Annotated in this window: 18 protein-coding genes and 1 pseudogene; 2 read left to right on the forward strand and 17 right to left on the reverse strand. The window is 43.5% G+C overall.

The features are described from left to right. Positions 1-3 precede the first annotated feature (3 nt). From MGG13_RS11395 to MGG13_RS08100, 8 genes and pseudogenes are all read right to left on the reverse strand, one after another. Positions 4-1386: pseudogene (locus MGG13_RS11395) on the reverse strand (DNA translocase FtsK); the annotation flags it as partial. Positions 1387-2705: 1319 nt separating this feature from the next. Beyond that, positions 2706-3299, reverse strand: coding sequence for a YtpR family tRNA-binding protein (ytpR, locus tag MGG13_RS08070; protein WP_239034552.1), 594 nt, complete (start codon positions 3297-3299; stop codon positions 2706-2708). 5 nt (positions 3300-3304) lie between these two features. After that, on the reverse strand, positions 3305-4162 hold the full coding sequence (locus tag MGG13_RS08075) for a DUF1444 domain-containing protein (RefSeq protein ID WP_239034553.1): 858 nt from the start codon (positions 4160-4162) through the stop codon (positions 3305-3307). A 77-nt stretch (positions 4163-4239) separates the two neighbouring features. Further along, complete coding sequence (locus MGG13_RS08080) at positions 4240-4548, reverse strand: thioredoxin family protein (protein ID WP_239034554.1); 309 nt, start codon at positions 4546-4548, stop codon at positions 4240-4242. After that, positions 4545-5549 carry a PTS sugar transporter subunit IIC gene (locus MGG13_RS08085; RefSeq protein ID WP_239034555.1) on the reverse strand — a complete coding sequence of 335 codons (1005 nt, stop codon included), beginning with the start codon at positions 5547-5549 and terminating at the stop codon, positions 4545-4547. Before MGG13_RS08085 ends, MGG13_RS08080 begins: the two co-directional genes overlap by 4 nt. A 76-nt stretch (positions 5550-5625) precedes the next feature. After that, positions 5626-6357, reverse strand: coding sequence for an amino acid ABC transporter ATP-binding protein (locus MGG13_RS08090; protein ID WP_133431208.1), 732 nt, complete (start codon positions 6355-6357; stop codon positions 5626-5628). Further along, positions 6354-7073, reverse strand: a complete 720-nt coding sequence (locus MGG13_RS08095) for an amino acid ABC transporter permease (protein WP_133431209.1) — start codon at positions 7071-7073, stop codon at positions 6354-6356. Before MGG13_RS08095 ends, MGG13_RS08090 begins: the two co-directional genes overlap by 4 nt. Next, a complete protein-coding gene (locus tag MGG13_RS08100) occupies positions 7057-7830 on the reverse strand; it encodes an amino acid ABC transporter substrate-binding protein (protein ID WP_239034556.1) in 774 nt (257 codons plus the stop codon). The genes MGG13_RS08095 and MGG13_RS08100 overlap by 17 nt, the downstream gene beginning before the upstream one ends. A gap of 146 nt (positions 7831-7976) precedes the next feature. Between MGG13_RS08100 and MGG13_RS08105 the strand changes: the two genes are divergently transcribed. Further along, entirely contained in the window at positions 7977-8267 is a 291-nt protein-coding gene (locus MGG13_RS08105) for a hypothetical protein (RefSeq protein ID WP_239034557.1), read from the forward strand. Here MGG13_RS08105 and MGG13_RS08110 read toward each other — a convergent pair whose 3' ends face one another. The 8 genes from MGG13_RS08110 to MGG13_RS08145 all read right to left on the reverse strand — a co-directional run bounded on the left by MGG13_RS08110 (position 8268) and on the right by MGG13_RS08145 (position 16244). Further along, positions 8268-9455: a MalY/PatB family protein gene (locus tag MGG13_RS08110; protein WP_239034558.1), complete on the reverse strand. Its 1188-nt coding sequence runs from the start codon at positions 9453-9455 to the stop codon at positions 8268-8270. A 52-nt stretch (positions 9456-9507) separates the two neighbouring features. Continuing rightward, positions 9508-10152: a tRNA (guanosine(46)-N7)-methyltransferase TrmB gene (gene trmB / locus MGG13_RS08115; RefSeq protein WP_133431213.1), complete on the reverse strand. Its 645-nt coding sequence runs from the start codon at positions 10150-10152 to the stop codon at positions 9508-9510. Positions 10153-10163: 11 nt separating this feature from the next. After that, the gene (locus MGG13_RS08120; protein ID WP_133431292.1) at positions 10164-10955 is read right to left on the reverse strand and encodes a phosphotransferase family protein; all 792 of its coding nucleotides are present in this window, start codon (positions 10953-10955) and stop codon (positions 10164-10166) included. Positions 10956-11082: 127 nt separating this feature from the next. After that, positions 11083-11913: a D-amino-acid transaminase gene (gene dat, locus MGG13_RS08125; protein ID WP_239034559.1), complete on the reverse strand. Its 831-nt coding sequence runs from the start codon at positions 11911-11913 to the stop codon at positions 11083-11085. A 1-nt stretch (position 11914) separates the two neighbouring features. Continuing rightward, positions 11915-13318, reverse strand: a complete 1404-nt coding sequence (gene pepV, locus MGG13_RS08130; RefSeq protein ID WP_239034560.1) for a dipeptidase PepV — start codon at positions 13316-13318, stop codon at positions 11915-11917. Positions 13319-13417: 99 nt separating this feature from the next. Next, positions 13418-13861 carry a YtxH domain-containing protein gene (locus MGG13_RS08135; RefSeq protein ID WP_133431216.1) on the reverse strand — a complete coding sequence of 148 codons (444 nt, stop codon included), beginning with the start codon at positions 13859-13861 and terminating at the stop codon, positions 13418-13420. A gap of 56 nt (positions 13862-13917) precedes the next feature. Then, a complete protein-coding gene (locus tag MGG13_RS08140; RefSeq protein ID WP_239034561.1) occupies positions 13918-14616 on the reverse strand; it encodes a pseudouridine synthase in 699 nt (232 codons plus the stop codon). Beyond that, positions 14613-16244 carry a putative polysaccharide biosynthesis protein gene (locus MGG13_RS08145; RefSeq protein WP_239034562.1) on the reverse strand — a complete coding sequence of 544 codons (1632 nt, stop codon included), beginning with the start codon at positions 16242-16244 and terminating at the stop codon, positions 14613-14615. The genes MGG13_RS08140 and MGG13_RS08145 overlap by 4 nt, the downstream gene beginning before the upstream one ends. Positions 16245-16337: 93 nt before the next feature. Here MGG13_RS08145 and MGG13_RS08150 point away from each other — a divergent pair, with 93 nt between their 5' ends. Continuing rightward, positions 16338-17597, forward strand: a complete 1260-nt coding sequence (locus MGG13_RS08150) for a BaiN/RdsA family NAD(P)/FAD-dependent oxidoreductase (protein WP_239034563.1) — start codon at positions 16338-16340, stop codon at positions 17595-17597. Positions 17598-17609: 12 nt separating this feature from the next. On the opposite strand, the gene MGG13_RS08155 is transcribed toward MGG13_RS08150, so the two are convergent. Further along, complete coding sequence (locus MGG13_RS08155) at positions 17610-17891, reverse strand: rhodanese-like domain-containing protein (protein WP_133431220.1); 282 nt, start codon at positions 17889-17891, stop codon at positions 17610-17612. Positions 17892-17899 lie beyond the last annotated feature (8 nt).

Raw genomic sequence — 17899 nt, forward strand, 5'->3', positions numbered from 1 at the left:
CTCCTATAATTGATTTTCACTCACTAATACAGTTCTCGGTTTAGAACCATTTGCTCCACTAATATACCCCATCGTCTCTAAACTGTCGATAATTCGAGCCGCGCGGTTGTAGCCAATCTGGAATCTACGCTGCAGCTGAGAAGTAGAGATATGCCCTTCTTCCAGCATAAACTGAACCACTTCCTCAAAGAGCTCATCCTGCGGGACTTCATTCACTTTGTCCAGCAGTTCTTTCTCCTGGAACAGATAATTCGGTTCACCCTGTTCCTTGATATAATCTACGACGGCATCGATTTCCTCATCAGAGACGTAGCAACCTTGAATCCGAATCGGTTTATTCATACCATTGCCCTGGTAAAGCATGTCACCATTACCCAGCAGTTTCTCAGCGCCACCATTATCGAGAATGGTTCTGGAGTCAATAGAAGAAGAAACCATGAAAGCAATTCGTGTCGGTACATTTGCTTTAATCAGCCCTGTAATGACATTGACAGACGGACGCTGCGTTGCAAGGATCATATGTATACCTGCTGCCCGTGCTTTCTGTGCTATACGGGCGATAGAATGTTCTACATCCTGCGGCGCCATCATCATCAGATCTGCGAGTTCATCGATGACAATGACAATTTTCGGCATGCGTTTATCATAAGGTGATTTCTGATTATAAGCGGTGATGTTACGAACATGGACGTCAGAGAAGACTTTGTATCGACGTTCCATTTCTTCAACGACCCATTTCAGACTTTCAGTGGCTGCTTTAACGTCTGTAATAACAGGCGCTATCAGATGCGGTAAGTCATTATAAGGTGCGAGTTCCACCATCTTCGGATCAATCAGCAGCAGCTTCAGTTCATTCGGATTATTGCGGTATAAAAGAGACAGCAGTATCGCATTGATACTGACTGATTTACCCGACCCCGTTGCACCTGCGATTAAAGCATGCGGCATCTTCGCTATATCCATCAGCATCGGTTCATTATTGATTTTAGCACCGAACGCGACCATCAGTTTCGATTCAGCAAATTTGAAACGTTTGCTGAAGATCACTTCACTTAAATTCACTTTTCGCGTATCAATGTTCGGCACTTCAACACCGACACGGGAAGTCCCTGGAATCGGTGCTTCAATACGAATTTCCTTCGCTGCAAGCGCCATCTTGATGTCATCCTGCAGATTGGTAATCCGGCTGACTTTTACACCTTTTTCAACTGACAGTTCATAACGAGTGACAGAAGGACCGATGACGACTTCTTCTACTTTCGCAGGCACATTGAAATGATAAAAGGCTTCATCCAGCTGTTTGCGCTGTTCTTCTACCCATTCAACATTTTCGTGGGATTTCTCTTCTGGTGACAAAAGACTGACAGGTGGCAGAAGGTACTTCGGTCCGATTCTTTTAGCTTTTTCGGTTTCCGCTTTCTTTTCTTCAGTTGAAGATTCTGAAACGGATTCTTTGACCGTTGCCTGCTCTGACGCTTTATTCATCAGTCGTTTTTTATCAGATGGTGTCATCATGACATTGAAAGGTGATGTTTTACGTTTGGGTTGAGGGGCGGGTTCTGAGTTTTCGCTAGTCTTCACTGGTTCAGTGACAACTGTTTCCTCAGTTTCAGGTTCTTTTATTGCGTCAGGCTGCGGCTCTAATTCAGTTTCTTCAGTTGATGACTCAGATACTGGTTCGACGCTTTCTGCCTGAACTTCCAATACCTCTGCTTCTATTACTTCCGGCTCAGTTTCCACCGCTTCAACGGGTGTTTCCTCAAGCTTTTCTTCAACTTCTGTATTCTCTTCAACAGGGTCAGTTTCAGTGTTTTGACCGACTTCAAAGACAACTTTTTCTATCAAAGCGTCATCAGCGTCGCTTGAATCTACATCAGTGACTGTCTTCTCTTCTGATACTGGTATTTCATCTGTCTCTATCACTTGATGATCTTCTGATGAATCAGCAGAGATAGTAATGATTTCAATCGGCGCATCTTCTGTTACCGGCGCACTGATTTCCTCCACTTCAAGCGGTTTAAATGATTCCTCCTGCAGATCAATCGTTTCCACTTCTAATTCTGCCGTTAGAATCTCAACCAGTTTCTCCTGTTCTTTCTGCTCGCGTCTTGCTTCTTCAAATGCCTTTCTTGCCAGCATTTTCTTTTCGCGTTCTTTACGGATTTCTGCGACTATCTGTGAAGCATAGATATTCTCTACGTTGACGACATTATCCTTCTGACGATATGTCGGTACTTCCGGCTTCGCTTTTTCTGGTTTTTTGCCTGTCAGAGGGGTAATAACCACTTTTTCCTCGCTAGGCTTCAGGTTTTTGCGTGTACCGAATATAGCTGAAGGGACTTCACTCGCTGTAAACTGCCGCTTCTTGTCAGGAATTCTCGGGGGCTGATATTCCCTCTGTCTTTCCTGTCTAGGTGCTGCCGTCTCCTGTTTGACGGTTCGACCTTTTCTAGCTCTTCTTCGCTCAAAATAGTCATCATTAACGAACTGCTGGCTATTTGATACTTCTTGAACTTCGGACTGTTCTTTTATAACGGTCTCTTTTCTTTCATCACCAAGATCGATTGGAAAACGGAATTTACCGCGCGGTCTTCTATAGATATCCTGATGCTGATGCTCATCTGTCTCTACAGATTGCTGAATATCAGGTTCTTTTTCTTCTTGTCCAAATATTTTATCGAACCAGCTCATCTTCAATCACACCTTTATAATTGATTAAAAAAGTCTGTTCCCGGTGTCATGGCCGCATCCAGAACAAGAATCCCTTTTTTCTCTTCTGAATCTGTTAGCCCTAGTTCACGTTCTGAGCAGATCATACCGCTTGAAGGTACACCGCGTAACTCAGCGTCTTTGATAATCATACCGCTTGGCATGACAGCACCGACTTTAGCGACTACCACATTCTGACCGGCTGCAATATTCTTCGCGCCGCAGACAATCTGCAGCACTTCATCGCCCACATTGACCTGGCACACATTCAGTTTGTCCGCATCGGGATGTTTCTCCATCTCATCAACATGGCCGACAACAAACTTTGGTGATAAATCGACTTCGAGCGGCGACATGCCTTTTGTCTCTAAAAACGCATTGACCTCTGCAACACGTTCCTTATTCAGTTCAACCTGGCCGTCTGTCTGAATGTTCAGATCGGCTACATTGTAGACATTGTAACCCACAACTTCGTCATTTTGACGAATCGTTACAACATCGTCTTCACGATGATAAGTGAATGGTCCTTCTGTCTGCTTGACTGTAATGAGAAGAACATCTCCAATATGCTTGTTATAAAAAATATTCATGTTATTTACTCCTTTTTTTCCTCTTCAAATTTTTTGCGGTTCGCTTCAATTCGTTTGATTGTTTCTGTGTCTCGTCTCGCCTTATTCTTTCCGAGAATAAAGACAGGTGTCAGTGTGCCTGCCTCATACTGGAATGACAGTGAAGTAATAGGCACAAGCCCATTGCTGAAGAACTGCATCATCATCTGTGCCATGATGTCATACCCTGTTTCGTTCTGAATATCTGCGATAATCAGGACGTCAGCATGAGGTGTCGCAATGAGCAGCTCGCCTTCTTTATTATGATCAAACTCCGCAAGAAGACGTTCGTTTAAAATACGGCTTGCGTCATACCCATCATTGGAATTAAAGAAGTAAAAAGTGTTACCTGCAACAATATCTTTCTTATAAGGGTTATCGAGCTTACGGATATTAAACAGTGCCTGCTCTCTGACATGGTCCTCTGAAAGCTTCATCTCTTCAAGTAACTGCTTATCAATCAGGCGATACGTCGTCCCGAGATCCAGCGCATAGTAAATATTGGTTTCAGCAGTATGCGCTGTAATGACAAAAGGATGACCGTCTGCTTCTTTTGGAAAGCTGGTAGAACGGATGACCGGCATAATTTTGATGGTATCAACGGATTTCTCACGCTCATCTGCCATCGCTTTAACCGTTTCATTAATGTAATACAGGACTTCATCGATGATTTTCTCACCTTGTGCTTTATGTTTGGCGACTAAAGGTGCAAGTTTAATAGTCAGACCTTTCTGGTTATCAGTACGTTCAACTCGCAGTGTTTCTTCTTTACGGTCGAACTTGATATTCAGCTCTGATTGATCCAGTTTTGCTGTTATTGCGTCACGTATTTCAAAGACGTTCATCTCTATACACTCCTCAATTCATGTACTCTTCATTGTACAATAAAACCACGATGAACGGTAGCCATCGTGGTCTGTCATTAAAGGGCGTCAATAAATGCATTGATCTCTTCTTTTGTTTTGCGGTCTTTAGATACGAAGCGACCGATTTCCTGTCCTTCTTTAAATGCAACGAAGCTTGGAATACCCATTACATCATACTCCACTGCAAGCTCCATCAGTTCGTCACGGTCGATAGAGACAAACTGATAATCAGGATGTGCAGCTTCAATTTCTGGCAGTGCCGGTTTAATAAAGTGACAATCTGGACACCAGCCGGTTGTAAACATCGCAATCGTCGGGGCATTAATCATTTCTTTGAAGTTCTCTACACTTGTTATGTTTTTCATGTTCTCTCTCCTGTCATAATCTGTTGATCACCTGGTTTGATGATATGCGCATTTTTCATGAGTCTATATACAATATAACTGATAACGGCCGGCAGAATAAAATGAAACACTAAAATCTGCAGCCATGTCTCGATAGATGTTCCCATCGTCCGGATGGTCATAATCTGACCGACGAAACCACTCGTGCCCATGCCGGCACCTGCTGCCACATTTTTCATTGGCCAGAGCAACGTCATTATCGGTGCTGTAATGATACTTGCAATGACCGGTGGTACCAGAATAAACGGATTTCTTAAATAGTTCGGAATCTGAATCTTACTCGTTCCTATCCCGTTGGCGATTACCCCTTGAATCCCATTATCACCGTAACTCGTCACTGCAAAGCCGATCATATGACAGCAGCAACCGATTGTCGCTGCAGCAGCGGCTGTCCCTTCGATACCGAGCATCAGTGCCAGAGCAGCGCTTGAGATTGGGCTGGATAAGGTCAGTCCAAACACAGCTGACACTAAGATCCCCATCAGGAGTGGCTGCTGGTCAGTCGAAAACGTGATGAAATCACCCAGTCCGGTCATCAGTTTCGCAATAAACGGTCCGATCAGTTTCGCGACGACAGCGCCGATAATTAGCGTTAGCAGCGGCGTCAGCAAAATATCAATCTTTGTTCGCCCGGAATATAACCGACCAACTTCTGATGTGACAAGAGCAACAATATAAGTCCCAGCTGCACCACCGAGTTCGTAGCCATACATACCAGTCACAGCGCTAGAAAAAATCACCAAAGGCGATGCGCCGAGCCCATAAGCGACACTCACTCCGACAGCGGCTCCTGTATAAGTTTTAGCCATCTGTCCAATCGTAATAAAGAGTGATGTATCAAAATAAGGTTTCAACTGTGTACCGATTGTTTCAATAATCAAGCCGATAATCAATGAACTGAATAACCCAAGTGCCAGATAGCTCATCCCATCTATGAACCATCGCTTCAAATATGTTTTCATCCCTTCACCTCACCGTTCAGTATAAATGATTTAATGAGAGTTGTGTATATAAAAAAAGACAGGTCTTTAACCTGTCTTAACGTGTTTCAATAATGTTCAGGAAACGCTTAAGCGGCTCTGTCTGTGGATGATTAAATATATCATCCGGTGTGCCCAGTTCAGCAATCTGCCCATCATGTATGAAAGCGATACGGTTCGCCACATTTTTCGCGAAGTTCATTTCATGCGTCACAATAACCATGGTCATACCATCAGCCGCCAGATCCTTCATGACGTTCAGTACATCATTGACCAGTTCCGGATCCAGTGCTGACGTCGGTTCATCAAACAGCATGACTTTTGGATTCATCGCAAGCGCGCGGGCGATGCCGACACGCTGCTGCTGTCCGCCTGACAGACCAGAAGGATACTGATTCTTAACCTGGTTAAGCCCTACTTTCTGCAGTAGGTTTTCTGCGATTCTTCTCGCTTCTTCTTTTGGCATTTTCTTAACGATAACTAGACCTTCCATCACATTTTCAAGCGCCGTCATGTGCGGAAAGAGCTGATAATTCTGAAAGACCATACCAGACTTCTGTCTGACCGCAATTTGACTTTTTTTGTCTTTGTTGCTGTAAGTCTGCCCGTCCACTGTCACCGTACCTGTCGTCGGAAGTTCGAGTGCATTCATCATACGAAGAAGAGTGGTCTTCCCAGAACCACTGCGACCGATCAGTACAACGACTTCACCATCACGGACATCGAGGTCAACGCCTTTAATGACTTCTTTGTCTCCGAAGCTTTTATGGATATCTCTCATTTCAATCATGACACATACTTCCTTTCAATACGACGTTCGTATCTGCCCTGGATAAATGAAATGATAAAGCAGACGACCCAGTACATCAGGGCGACGAGTGTATAGATAGATAAAAATTCGTAACTCGTGGCTGCAACTTCCTGTGCTTTACGGAACATCTCAGCGACTAATATGAAACCTAGGAGTGACGTATCCTTGATTAAGCTTAGGAATGTATTTCCCAGCGCCGGGATCGAAATTCTCAAGGCCTGCGGTAAAACAATACGACGCATGGTCATCCATTCCGTCATACCGATGGAATAAGCGGCCTCGCGCTGACCTTTAGGAATAGAAATAATACCGCCGCGGATGATTTCTGAGGCATACGCACCTACGTTAAGGCTCAAACCGATAATCGCTGCAACAAATGGTGCCAGTGTCAGTTGATTATCCGGATTTCCAGTCATCAGACGGCCAATCTCTGGAATACCATAGAAAATAATAAAGAGCTGAACGATCATCGGTGTTCCGCGGATAATCGAAACGTAAATTCTTGCAATTGTGCTTAGAAACTTGTTATCAGAAATTCTGCTCAGTGCTGTAGCAAGCGCTATGATCAGTCCTAAGACAAAGGTAATAATAGTAATAGGGATTGACCAAGTGATCAATCCCTGTAACATAGGCAGAAACGCTTGCTGAGCTGCGTCCAGGGCGTGCTGCTGTTCTGCATTAAGGTTGAGTGACATCTTCACCAAACCATTTTTCACTGATTTTTTTCAGCTCACCGTCTTTTTGAAGTTCGTCAATTGCTTTATTGACTTTATCGATTAAAGCTTTATCTGTTTTCTTAGTGAAAACAAATGCTGACTGACTTTTTTCTGCATCGCCTTCAATGACTTTGATATCTGCATTTTTCTTCTGCTTAGTGTAATCCAGCACTGATAATTTTTCGTTGAATGTCCCTTCAACACGGTTAGATAATACAAGTTCCATAGACTGGTTGAAACCTTCTACCTGTGTAATCTGTGCGCCTTTGTCTTTCGCCAGTTTACCGTAGTTTGAAGTTAAAGTCTGTGCAAGTTTTTTACCTTTGACATCGTCGAATGATTTGATGTCGCTGTTTTTGCGTGTCACAAGGACAGCGTTTGTATAAGTATAAGGTTTAGAGAACTGATATTTCTGTTTACGTTCGTCATTGATACCGACTTGGTTTGCGACTGTCGTAAAACGACCTGAGTTTAAACCTGCAAACATTGAATCCCATTGTGTTTCAACGAATTTCACTTTATAGCCCATTTTTTTAGCGACTGCTTCAGTCACTTCTACGTCGAATCCTGTCAGTTTGTCATTCTTGTCGTGGAATGTGAACGGTGAATACGTTCCTTCCGTTCCTACTGTCAGCACTTTGTCCTCTGATTTAGAACTATCAGATGATTGATCTGATTGACCACATGCTGCAAGGAAGATGAGCACTGCCATCATCATTATTAAAAACTTTTTCATTTTGTCCGCTCCTATTCTTATTGATTTACTCGGAATAGTTTCATTTTAGTGGATTGTGACATTAAGTCAACAAAAAGATGCTGAAGTTGAGTCGAAACTTGAATTTTTTTGTTGAAAGATGATAATAGAAGTAAGGAGGATTGACTATGAAACTTAAATCCATTATCGCCGGCACGACACTTTTACTGATTGCGGGCTACTTCTTCTCACTGCGTTACCAGCTGAAGAACCCTGACAAAGTACTCACTGAAATCAAGAAACAATATTCTGATATTGAAGGGGCCTATATCGACTATACCCCGGAAAACTATAAAAAACTCGGACTGGAAACCACTATTTATCGCGGTGGTATTATTACTGCAGCAAAGGAATACGATTTTATAGCAGATGCCTATAGCGGAGAGCTGATTGACACGACAGAAATAACCACAGTTTAATTAACTGTGGTTATTTTTTAAGTGATCAAACGCTTTTTTAATTCGAGCCATTCCTTCTTCAAGACGCGCGCGGTCACAAGCAACATTCATTCTGAAGTGCGTGCTGTCATCATGCATATACGTACTGCCGATGCCGAGCGCAACCTTCCCAACTTTCTGCAGGGCTTCCTGTACTTCTTCTTCGCTGTAACCACTTTTACTGAAGTCAATCCACATCAGAAATGTAGCATCTGGAATATAGACATCCAGTACATCATCAAGAAATTCTTCAGCATAACTTTTAACGAACTTCATATTGCTCAGTATGAAGTCATTGATAGCATCCACCCAGTCAGCACATTCCATATAGCCTGCTTCTATGGCATTCAGTGCCAGTGCATTCGGATTCCCGATGCCGGCAGCCAGAATCTGACGGGATAACTCCATCTTCAGGAAACGGTTCTTCGTCACATAATAAGCATGGGGCAGCCCTGATATATTGAATGTCTTACCCAGACAGGACGTCACAATTATATTGCTGTCCGGCTTCATCCAGTTGATCAGTGACTGATGCTTCTTCTGTCTCGCAAAATCCATATGAATTTCGTCAGCGATGATAAAAACGTCATGTGCTTCGCAAATACTGACGATTTCATCGAGTTCTTCTGTTGTAAATACTTTACCGGTCGGGTTATGTGGATTACAGAACAGGAAGACCTTCATATCAGCACGCTGACAGAGTGATTCAAACGCATCAAAATCCATCTTATATTCCTGACCATCAAATACAAATGGTGACGGCACAACGACTCGTCTGTTCGCTTCTATTAAAGTCAGGAACGTATTATAACTCGGAATATTGACGATAATACCTTCCGCAGGCTGCGTCAGTGCACGGATAGATTCTGTTATCGTATAAAGAACTGTCGGTGAATAAAACAGGTCACTATTCATGACTCGCGTATCAAATCTTGTTCGATACCAATGTTTAATCGGCTCATAGAACTTGTCCTGCTGCCATTTCGTATAGCCGATAATCCGGTGGTCGAGTCGTTTTTGGATAGCGTCCAGAACAGGCTTTGGCGTCGCAATATCCATATCTGCTATCCAGAAAGGCAGCATGTCTGATGTTTCATAGACAAGGTCCATGCCTTCATATTTAATGCTCTGCGTATCACTGCGATCTATCACTTCATTGAAATCATACATTTAAATTTCCCCCTTTTGTTTATTTTAGCACGCACAATAAAAAAAGACCGCTCTAGAGGCGGTCTTGGAATGTAGCTTCTAATCGATTGATTCGGAAACCTTTACTTGAAAATTTATCTTCATATTCAGTTCTGATATTGTCTTCCGGCTCATCCGTGTGAAGGTCAAGGTTGATGTTCTTCAACTTCATGCCGTACTGACTCATACTTTCCAGTGAGAACTCGAACAGATGCTGGTTGTCTGTCTTAAAATGAACTTCACCGTCCGGCTTTAAGATGACCTGATAAAGCTTCAGGAAATTCTCATGTGTCAGACGTCTTTTCGCATGGCGCGTCTTTGGCCATGGATCTGAGAAGTTCAGATAAACTCGGTCTACTTCTCCAGCTGAGAAATAATCTGCCAAATGTTCTGCATCTAACGTCAAGAGGCGCAGATTACGGATATTCTGCTCAATTGCTTTTTCGACGATACGAATCATCACATTTTTATCACGCTCAATGCCGATATAATTGATATCGGGATTAGCTTTTGCCATCTCAGTAATAAAACGACCCATACCACTGCCGACTTCTATATGAATCGGACGGTCATTGTTGAACCATTCTCTCATCTGTCCTTTTCTTGCTTCGTCAATACTGACGATTTCAGCATGAGCGAGCAGGAAATCTTCTGCCCATGGTTTATTTCTCATTCTCATGTTGTATCTCCTTATATAAAACGGTTTCTCGACAGCACGTCATCTAAAAAGACGAGCCAGTAGTTCATATCCTGATAACGATTTTTCTCCTCATACCATTCCACCATCGCAATGGCCTGAATCACCGTGTACCATTTCATGCGTTTTCTTAAGTCCAGCGAATCATCTATCCCGTACTGTCTAAGCCACTGCGGCCAGTCCTCAGGCTTGATATAAGTGTATAGAATCATACCGATATCTATCGCAGGATCAGCAATCATAGCCCCTTCCCAGTCAACTAAAAATAGTTCGTCCTGTTCAGATAATAACCAGTTATTATGATTGACGTCACCATGACAGACTGTGTAGAAAGCCTTATCCAATACAGGCATGTGTTCATCGAGATAAGTGAGTGCTTTACGGACAACGCGATGCGCCATCACCTGTCTTGAGAGCGATGAATTGATCTTAGCCAGAAGCATCGATGGAAACATCGGTTTCATCTCCAGTTTTTTGAGCATACTGGAGAGATGCTTAGAGCCATGAATTTTACGAAGCAGAAGTGCAACACGTTCGGAATTCATTTCTTCCTGTTCGAGCGCTCGACCGTTCTTCCAGTGCTGGGCGGTCACGACTTCTCCTGTTTCAATACGTTTCGTCCAGACTAGTTTAGGTACAATTCCTTCTGCTGACAGGGCAGCGAGGAACGGACTGGAGTTTCTTTTAAGAAACAACTTGTGCCCATCCTGTTCCGCCATATAAGCTTCACCGGATGCACCACCAGCTGAGTCGAGCGTCCAGCCCAGTTGATAGAAATGTTCCAACATGTTCACCTCCATTCAGAAAAAAGAAAAGGCTCGAGATAGAATCAAGAGCCTTATCCAAGTATGTTGCCAAAAAAGCGACTTGCTTAAATTTTATATCCTTTGAACTATTAATTCAAGAGTAAAATCAAGAAGCTGGGTAAATCTTCTCTTTAAAAGCTTGCTGAAGCTGACGTGTCACCGGTCCAATCTCAATCGTCTGATCGTCAATCTGAGTAACAGGCGTGACTTCAAGTGAAGTACTGGAAATAATGACTTCATCAGCATCATAAAGTTCTTCTAGCGTAAATGTTTTTTCGACAAAAGGAATATTCAGCTCTTCAGCACAGCGTTTGATCACTATGCGCGTGATACCATTTAAAATCAGGTGATTGGCAGGATGCGTATAAATCGTACCGTTTTTTATGATAAAGACATTGCTTGATGCCCCTTCTGTCACGATACCGTCACGCACCTGAATCGCTTCGACCGCCTGTGCGACATGTGCCTGCTGTTTAGCCAGTACATTGCCCAGTAAATTCAAGCTTTTGATGTCACAACGCAGCCATCGGATATCTTCAAGTGTAATGACTTTTACTCCCTTATCCATACCCTCTACCGGACGCGCTGAATCATAAGAATAGATTAACGTCACCGGCTTAGATGATTCAGGAAAAATATGATTACGTAATGCATTCCCCCGTGTGACCTGCACATAAATCAGCCCGTCTGTCACCTGATTTTCAGTTATCAGATGCTGACATATCTCAATATAATCATCTACAGTTAACTCAAGCTTGATTTGAATCTCTGCTGCACTGCGGACTAAACGTTCAAAGTGCTCCCGAGCCGTAAATAGCATACCGTTATAAACACGGACCACTTCATAGATGCCATCTCCGAACTGGTAACCCCGGTCATTCGGATCAATAGCTATCTTATCGTTGACATATTCACCGTTAAAGTAAATAAGATTCATATCAGTCCTCCACGCAGACGGCATGGATGGCTTCTAAATAGATGGCTGTCGCATCAAACAGCTGTTTTTTCGTGATATATTCATTTTTCTGGTGCATGAGGTCGACTGAATCTTTGAACATGGCACCGAATGCAACACCTTTTTCAAGATTACGCGCATAAGTACCACCGCCAATCGTATATGGCTCTGTCATATCGCCTGTCTGATTGCGATAAGCCATCAGCAGTTTTTGCACGAATGGATCGTTTTTGTCAACATAGTGAGGTTCCTGGTGTGTATTGACATCAATTTCAAAATGATCTTTGATACGCTCTGTGAAATCTGCGATCTGCTGATTGAAATCAAATCCCGTTGGATAACGTAAGTTGACACCGTAATGACCACCATCTACATCTGTGTAACTGATGACACCAATGTTAGTCGTCAGACGACCCATTTCTTCTGTCTCATAAGCCATATCCAGTTTCTCACCGAAATGAGAATCATAGAGATAACGATCACCAAACTGTACGAACTGTGCTGCTTTAGCATCAAGCTGCAGTGAGTTTAAGAAATGAACAAGGTAGAGACCTGCATTAATACCGATAGAAGGATCCATGCCGTGTACTGATTTCCCTTCAACCTGCAGAAGAAGACTGCCGTTATCAACAGATGACTGACCTGACAGTTCATGCTCAGCCAGGAAGTTTTCAAATGACTGAATCGTGTGGTCCATTTTTTCGCGCACGACCATTTTCGCTTCAGCAAAATCAGGCACCATATTATAACGTTCTCCTGCATTAAGAGCTTTGAGTTCTACTTCTGGCGTCTCGCCTTCCGGTGAAGATGTCTGAACGATATCAAACGTTGTAATCCCTTTTTCACCATGAATCAGTGGGAAGTCAGCATCCGGTGCGATACCGAGGTCCGGCATTTCTTCTGTCTGGAAGTAACGGTCTGTACACATCCAGCCAGATTCCTCGTCTGTACCGATAATCATGTGAATCCGTTTTTTGAAGTCAACATTCATATCATTCAGGATTTTCACAGCGTAATAGGCTGCGATAGTCGGCCCTTTATCATCGAGCGTGCCACGAGCGATGACACGGTCTTCAGTGACCACTGGATCAAAAGGTGCTGTCTCCCAGCCACTGCCTGCTGGAACAACGTCCACGTGACATAAAATACCGAACAGGTCATCCCCTTTACCCATTTCGATACGGCCGGCAATATGGTCGATATCTACAGATTTGAAGCCATCACGTTCAGCTATTTTGTACATGTATTCAAGTGCTTCTCTCGGCCCTGGACCGACAGGCGTCTCTTTTGACATCAGGCTATCATCGCGAACACTCTCAATAGCCAGTAAGCCTTTTAAATCTTCAATGATCTGATCTTCATATTGTGCAACTTTTTCTCTCCACATGTTACATTCCTCCTTATATTACTCATTATTTTACATGAAATATTCTGAAAATGAAAACACCAAAAAAGCCGCCCGATAATGGGCAGCTTTTCAGGAAAATTATTTAAGGTCGTTTTTGTCGACTGCTGTTGGGTTGTTGTCTGTTACGTTGCTATGATCAGTCACGATGTGAATGTTGCTTGCGCCACCTTCATCATCAAAAGTAGTCACTTGTTCTCTTGTATCTGCTTGGTTTTTAGGGAAATCGCCTTCGTTACCTTTTACTTTGTCGATAACAGGCGCTGCTTTTTCCATTACTTTATCTGTTAAGTTAGCTTTGTAAGCGTTTGGGTCTTCTTTAGCTTTAGAGACTTCTTCTTTAGCTACTTGTGTTAAGTTGTTTGCTTTTTCTGTTAAACTCGCTTTGTAAGCATTTGGATCCTGTTTCGCTTTGTTAAATTCGTTCACTAACATGTCGCGGTTTTCTTTTTTAGAAAGGATAGCTGCAACAGCAGTTCCTCCAAGAACTAAAGCTGTACGTAATAAACTTGGTTTGTTATTCATGTTCATCCACCTCTGATAGTATATTTGTAGTTTAAATATACCCACTACATTGCCCGCTAAACATGCTGTACGCGATTTATTTCTTCTGCAGTCATTTCACGATAATCACCGATTTCGAGGTCAGCAGGCAGCTTAAGGTCGCCCATCTGAATCCGCTTCAAATAAGTGACTGTACAGCCAACCGCCTGAAACATGCGCTTCACCTGGTGGAACTTACCTTCCTGAATGGTCACCTCAATAACATTCGGTTTAATGATATGAAGTACAGCCGGCATACAGAGATAACCATCATCAAGCGTAATACCCGCTTTGAATTTTGCGACTGTCTCCTCTGACACCGTGCCATCCAGTTCAGCATAATAGGTCTTATTGACATGTTTTTTCGGACTCAGAACTTCATGCGTGAACTGGCCATCTGTCGTTAAAATAAGCAGCCCTTCTGTATCCTTATCCAGACGCCCGACAGGATGCAGGTCGAAGTGTCGGTATTCCGGCATCAGGTCAACTACAGTATCATGTAGATGATCCTCTGTCGCGCTGATGACGCCTGCCGGTTTATTTAAGATGATATAGAGTTCGTCTATATACCGTACGGCTTCACCTTGACAGAGCACAACGTCTGTTTCGGGATCCAGTTTATAATCAGCTTTTTTGATGACTTCATTATTAACTTGAACACTGCCTTTTTTAATCAACTGCTTGACTTCTGTCCGCGTTCCCATTCCGTGGTTTGCCAGAAACTTGTCTAACCTCATTTAAGATGGAGCTTTCTAGCGAGTGTACCGACGCGTTTACCCAGGTAACGTTCAGCATGGCCCGTTTTTAATGTAATCAAGGCGTAGACGATGATACCGACAGCACCGCAGATCACAAGTATGATGAGTGACTGTCCTTTAGATTCTACGCTTAAGAAGTGCAGCAGCAGCCAATAGATGAAACCGACAACTGCGAGCATTATGCCTGTGAATGCGGCGATCTGCAGCATCTCTTTCACTGTGGAACTAAGCGGAAAATGTCCATATTTACGGATAACCATTATATTACAGATAATGGCAAACAACATCGCTATTGATGTAGAAAGAACAGCACCATTTGTATGGAAAAGAATAATCAGCGGCAAGTTAAGAATCGCTTTAATCGCAATAGAACCGAGCACGATCCAAACTGTCAGTGCCTGTTTATCGATTCCCTGCAGTATAGCAGCCGTTACCGATGTCAGTGACAACAGAATGCCTGCCGGCGCGTAAAACATCAGAATCTGTGTCGCTGTAGCACTATAGCTGTAGAACACCGTGTAAAGAGGTGCTGCAAGGAGCATAATACCGAGTGAGGCAGGTACTGTTAAGTACATGAGTACCCCGAGAGACGTTCTGATCTGCTGATGCATCTCTCTGATTCTTCCTGACGCATACGTACGTGTAATAGAAGGAACGATACTGATGGCAAATCCACCCGCAAGAGAAGTCGGTATCATGACCAGTTTATTCGTCGTCAGATTCAGCATTGTCAGTAACTGGTCATGTAGTTCAGACGGCACTCCTGCAATGGCCAGACCTTTATTATGTGTGAACTGGTCAATCATGATGTAAAGCGGCACACTTAAGCTGACGATAACGAACGGCACACTATAAAGCAGAATCTCTTTATACATAGAACGGTAACCGACATCGATTGACGTCTCGTCCGAATCAATCATCCTATCTATAAACGGCTTACGTTTGCGCCAGTAATACCAGAGCGTGAGAAGTGCAAAGATTGCGCCAATAGCAGCAGCGAACGTCGCTACTTCATTAGCGAGTAACAGTCCTTTGTCAAAGACATGGAGCACAAGATAAGCGCCGCCAAGTAAAAACAGAATACGTGCAATCTGTTCAATGACTGTCGACACAGCAGTCGGCCCCATTGAATCATAGCCCTGAAAAATACCGCGCCATGTTGCGAGGAACGGTATAAAAATCACGGCAAATGAAATGACTCGCATGATATGTGTGATATCATCGACTGACCAGGCACCGTTTTGTCCGTCACCTGCTAAAGTCGCTTCTGCTATCATGGGTGACAATAAATACAGTATAATGAACCCTAAGAGACCGGACAGACTCATAACGAGAAGGCTTGACTTATAGAGCTTCTCGCTGACCCGGTAGGCACCCAGCGCATTATATTTCGAGACATACTTCGCAACAGCGAGCGGCACGCCCGCCCCTGCTATCGTCAGCATGACGACATACGGCTGATAAGCGTAAGTATATGGCGCTAAGTTTTCTTCACCGCCAATAATCGCGTAAAATGGTATGACGTATAGAATGCCGAGTACCTTTGTAATAAATATACTTGCTGTTAATATAAAGGTACTTCTGACTAATGAATTACTTTCTGACATATCTTCATCCCTAACTATCTAGTTTTAAACTATCCATATATTATCATCTTTACTTCAGGTTAACTACTTTTAATTATGAAAAGGAGCATCAACATGTATCAGACAATCGTCATCGGCGGCGGGCCGAGCGGACTGATGGCTGCTATTAGTGCCAGCGCACAAGGCGGCAGAGTCCTGCTCATTGACAAAAAAGACAAGCTCGGCCGTAAGCTGCAGATATCAGGCGGTGGTCGTTGTAACGTCACCAACCGCCTGCCTTATGAGGAAATTATCAAACACATTCCGGGAAACGGTAAGTTTTTATATAGCGCCTTTAATACTTTTGATAATGAAAGCATTATCGCTTACTTCGAAAAGAGAGGCGTCAAGTTAAAAGAAGAAGATAACGGCCGGATGTTTCCGGTATCGAACAACGCAAAAGATGTCGTCGATACATTACTGAATAACTTAAGAGATAATCAAGTAGAGATTAAAATAAATCTCGCCGTCAACCATCTGATCTTGGATGGTGACACGATCATCGGCGTCGATACAGAGCGCGGTGTATTTCACTGCCAGAGCGTCATCATCGCAACGGGCGGTAAAAGTGTGCCGCAGACGGGCTCAACAGGCGATGGTTACAGATTTGCTGAACAGGCTGGACACACCATCACAGAACTCTTTCCGACTGAAGTGCCGATCACTTCCAGTGAACCTTTTATCAAGTCCAAAGTGCTGCAGGGCTTAAGCCTTCAGAACGTGGCACTCAGCGTTCTCAGAAAGAACGGCAAGCCTGCCATCACCCATCAGATGGACATGCTCTTCACCCATTTCGGTGTCTCAGGTCCCGCTGCTCTTCGCTGTTCACAGTTCGTCTATAAAGAACAGCAGCGTCAGAAAAAACAGGATATTCAGATGACCATCGATGCATTCCCAGAAGAATCACTGCACGATTTGACAAGACGCGTTCAAGAGATGCTTAAAGAGAGTCCGGACAAATCCATTAAGAACAGTTTAAAAGGACTGGTGCATGAACGCTATCTCCTCTTCTTACTGGAACGTGCTGGAATAGAGGAAACAACAAGTTACCATCACCTGAAACGTGATGCTCTAAGTACTTTTATCGCATCTTTAAAGCAGTTTCAGTTCACCGTCAATGGTACATTGTCCATTGAAAAAGCATTTGTGACAGGTGGCGGGGTCAGCGTCAAGGAAATTCATCCGGCGACGATGCAGTCCAAGCTGCATGATAATCTATTTTTCTGCGGTGAGGTACTGGATATTCACGGCTATACAGGCGGCTATAATATTACAAGCGCACTTGTGACGGGTTATGTCGCGGGTCTCAACGCACAAAAAGCGGCTCTCTTATAGAGAGCCGCTTTTTCAGAATGCTGCCATACCACCTGTGACATTGAATGCTTTAATGTCATGGTCACGTAAATATTCAGTTACTTTTTCGCTGCGGATGCCATGTGCACAGACGATATAATAAGGTTCGTCCTGCTTAAATTCTGGCATATGGTCAGGAATTGTATTCATTGGGATGTGAGTAGCACCTTTCAGCATCCCCATCTGTACTTCATAATCTTCACGGACATCAATGATATGCGGTTCTTCACTATCCATCTTTTTCATCAGGTCCTGCGGCGATATTTCGTAAGTCATAGTATCCT

The sequence above is a fragment of the Macrococcus brunensis genome, from assembly GCF_022343725.1.
GTDB classification, from domain to species: domain Bacteria; phylum Bacillota; class Bacilli; order Staphylococcales; family Staphylococcaceae; genus Macrococcus; species Macrococcus brunensis.

Coding starts and splice junctions, on each gene's coding strand:
- ytpR (WP_239034552.1), bottom strand. CDS start 3,299: ATGAATATTTTTTATAACAAGCATATTGGAGATGTTCTTCTCATTACA.
- MGG13_RS08075 (WP_239034553.1), bottom strand. CDS start 4,162: ATGAACGTCTTTGAAATACGTGACGCAATAACAGCAAAACTGGATCAA.
- MGG13_RS08080 (WP_239034554.1), bottom strand. CDS start 4,548: ATGAAAAACATAACAAGTGTAGAGAACTTCAAAGAAATGATTAATGCC.
- MGG13_RS08085 (WP_239034555.1), bottom strand. CDS start 5,549: ATGAAAACATATTTGAAGCGATGGTTCATAGATGGGATGAGCTATCTG.
- MGG13_RS08090 (WP_133431208.1), bottom strand. CDS start 6,357: ATGATTGAAATGAGAGATATCCATAAAAGCTTCGGAGACAAAGAAGTC.
- MGG13_RS08095 (WP_133431209.1), bottom strand. CDS start 7,073: ATGTCACTCAACCTTAATGCAGAACAGCAGCACGCCCTGGACGCAGCT.
- MGG13_RS08100 (WP_239034556.1), bottom strand. CDS start 7,830: ATGAAAAAGTTTTTAATAATGATGATGGCAGTGCTCATCTTCCTTGCA.
- MGG13_RS08105 (WP_239034557.1), top strand. CDS start 7,977: ATGAAACTTAAATCCATTATCGCCGGCACGACACTTTTACTGATTGCG.
- MGG13_RS08110 (WP_239034558.1), bottom strand. CDS start 9,455: ATGTATGATTTCAATGAAGTGATAGATCGCAGTGATACGCAGAGCATT.
- trmB (WP_133431213.1), bottom strand. CDS start 10,152: ATGAGAATGAGAAATAAACCATGGGCAGAAGATTTCCTGCTCGCTCAT.
- dat (WP_239034559.1), bottom strand. CDS start 11,913: ATGAATCTTATTTACTTTAACGGTGAATATGTCAACGATAAGATAGCT.
- pepV (WP_239034560.1), bottom strand. CDS start 13,318: ATGTGGAGAGAAAAAGTTGCACAATATGAAGATCAGATCATTGAAGAT.
- MGG13_RS08135 (WP_133431216.1), bottom strand. CDS start 13,861: ATGAATAACAAACCAAGTTTATTACGTACAGCTTTAGTTCTTGGAGGA.
- MGG13_RS08140 (WP_239034561.1), bottom strand. CDS start 14,616: ATGAGGTTAGACAAGTTTCTGGCAAACCACGGAATGGGAACGCGGACA.
- MGG13_RS08145 (WP_239034562.1), bottom strand. CDS start 16,244: ATGTCAGAAAGTAATTCATTAGTCAGAAGTACCTTTATATTAACAGCA.
- MGG13_RS08150 (WP_239034563.1), top strand. CDS start 16,338: ATGTATCAGACAATCGTCATCGGCGGCGGGCCGAGCGGACTGATGGCT.
- MGG13_RS08155 (WP_133431220.1), bottom strand. CDS start 17,891: ATGACTTACGAAATATCGCCGCAGGACCTGATGAAAAAGATGGATAGT.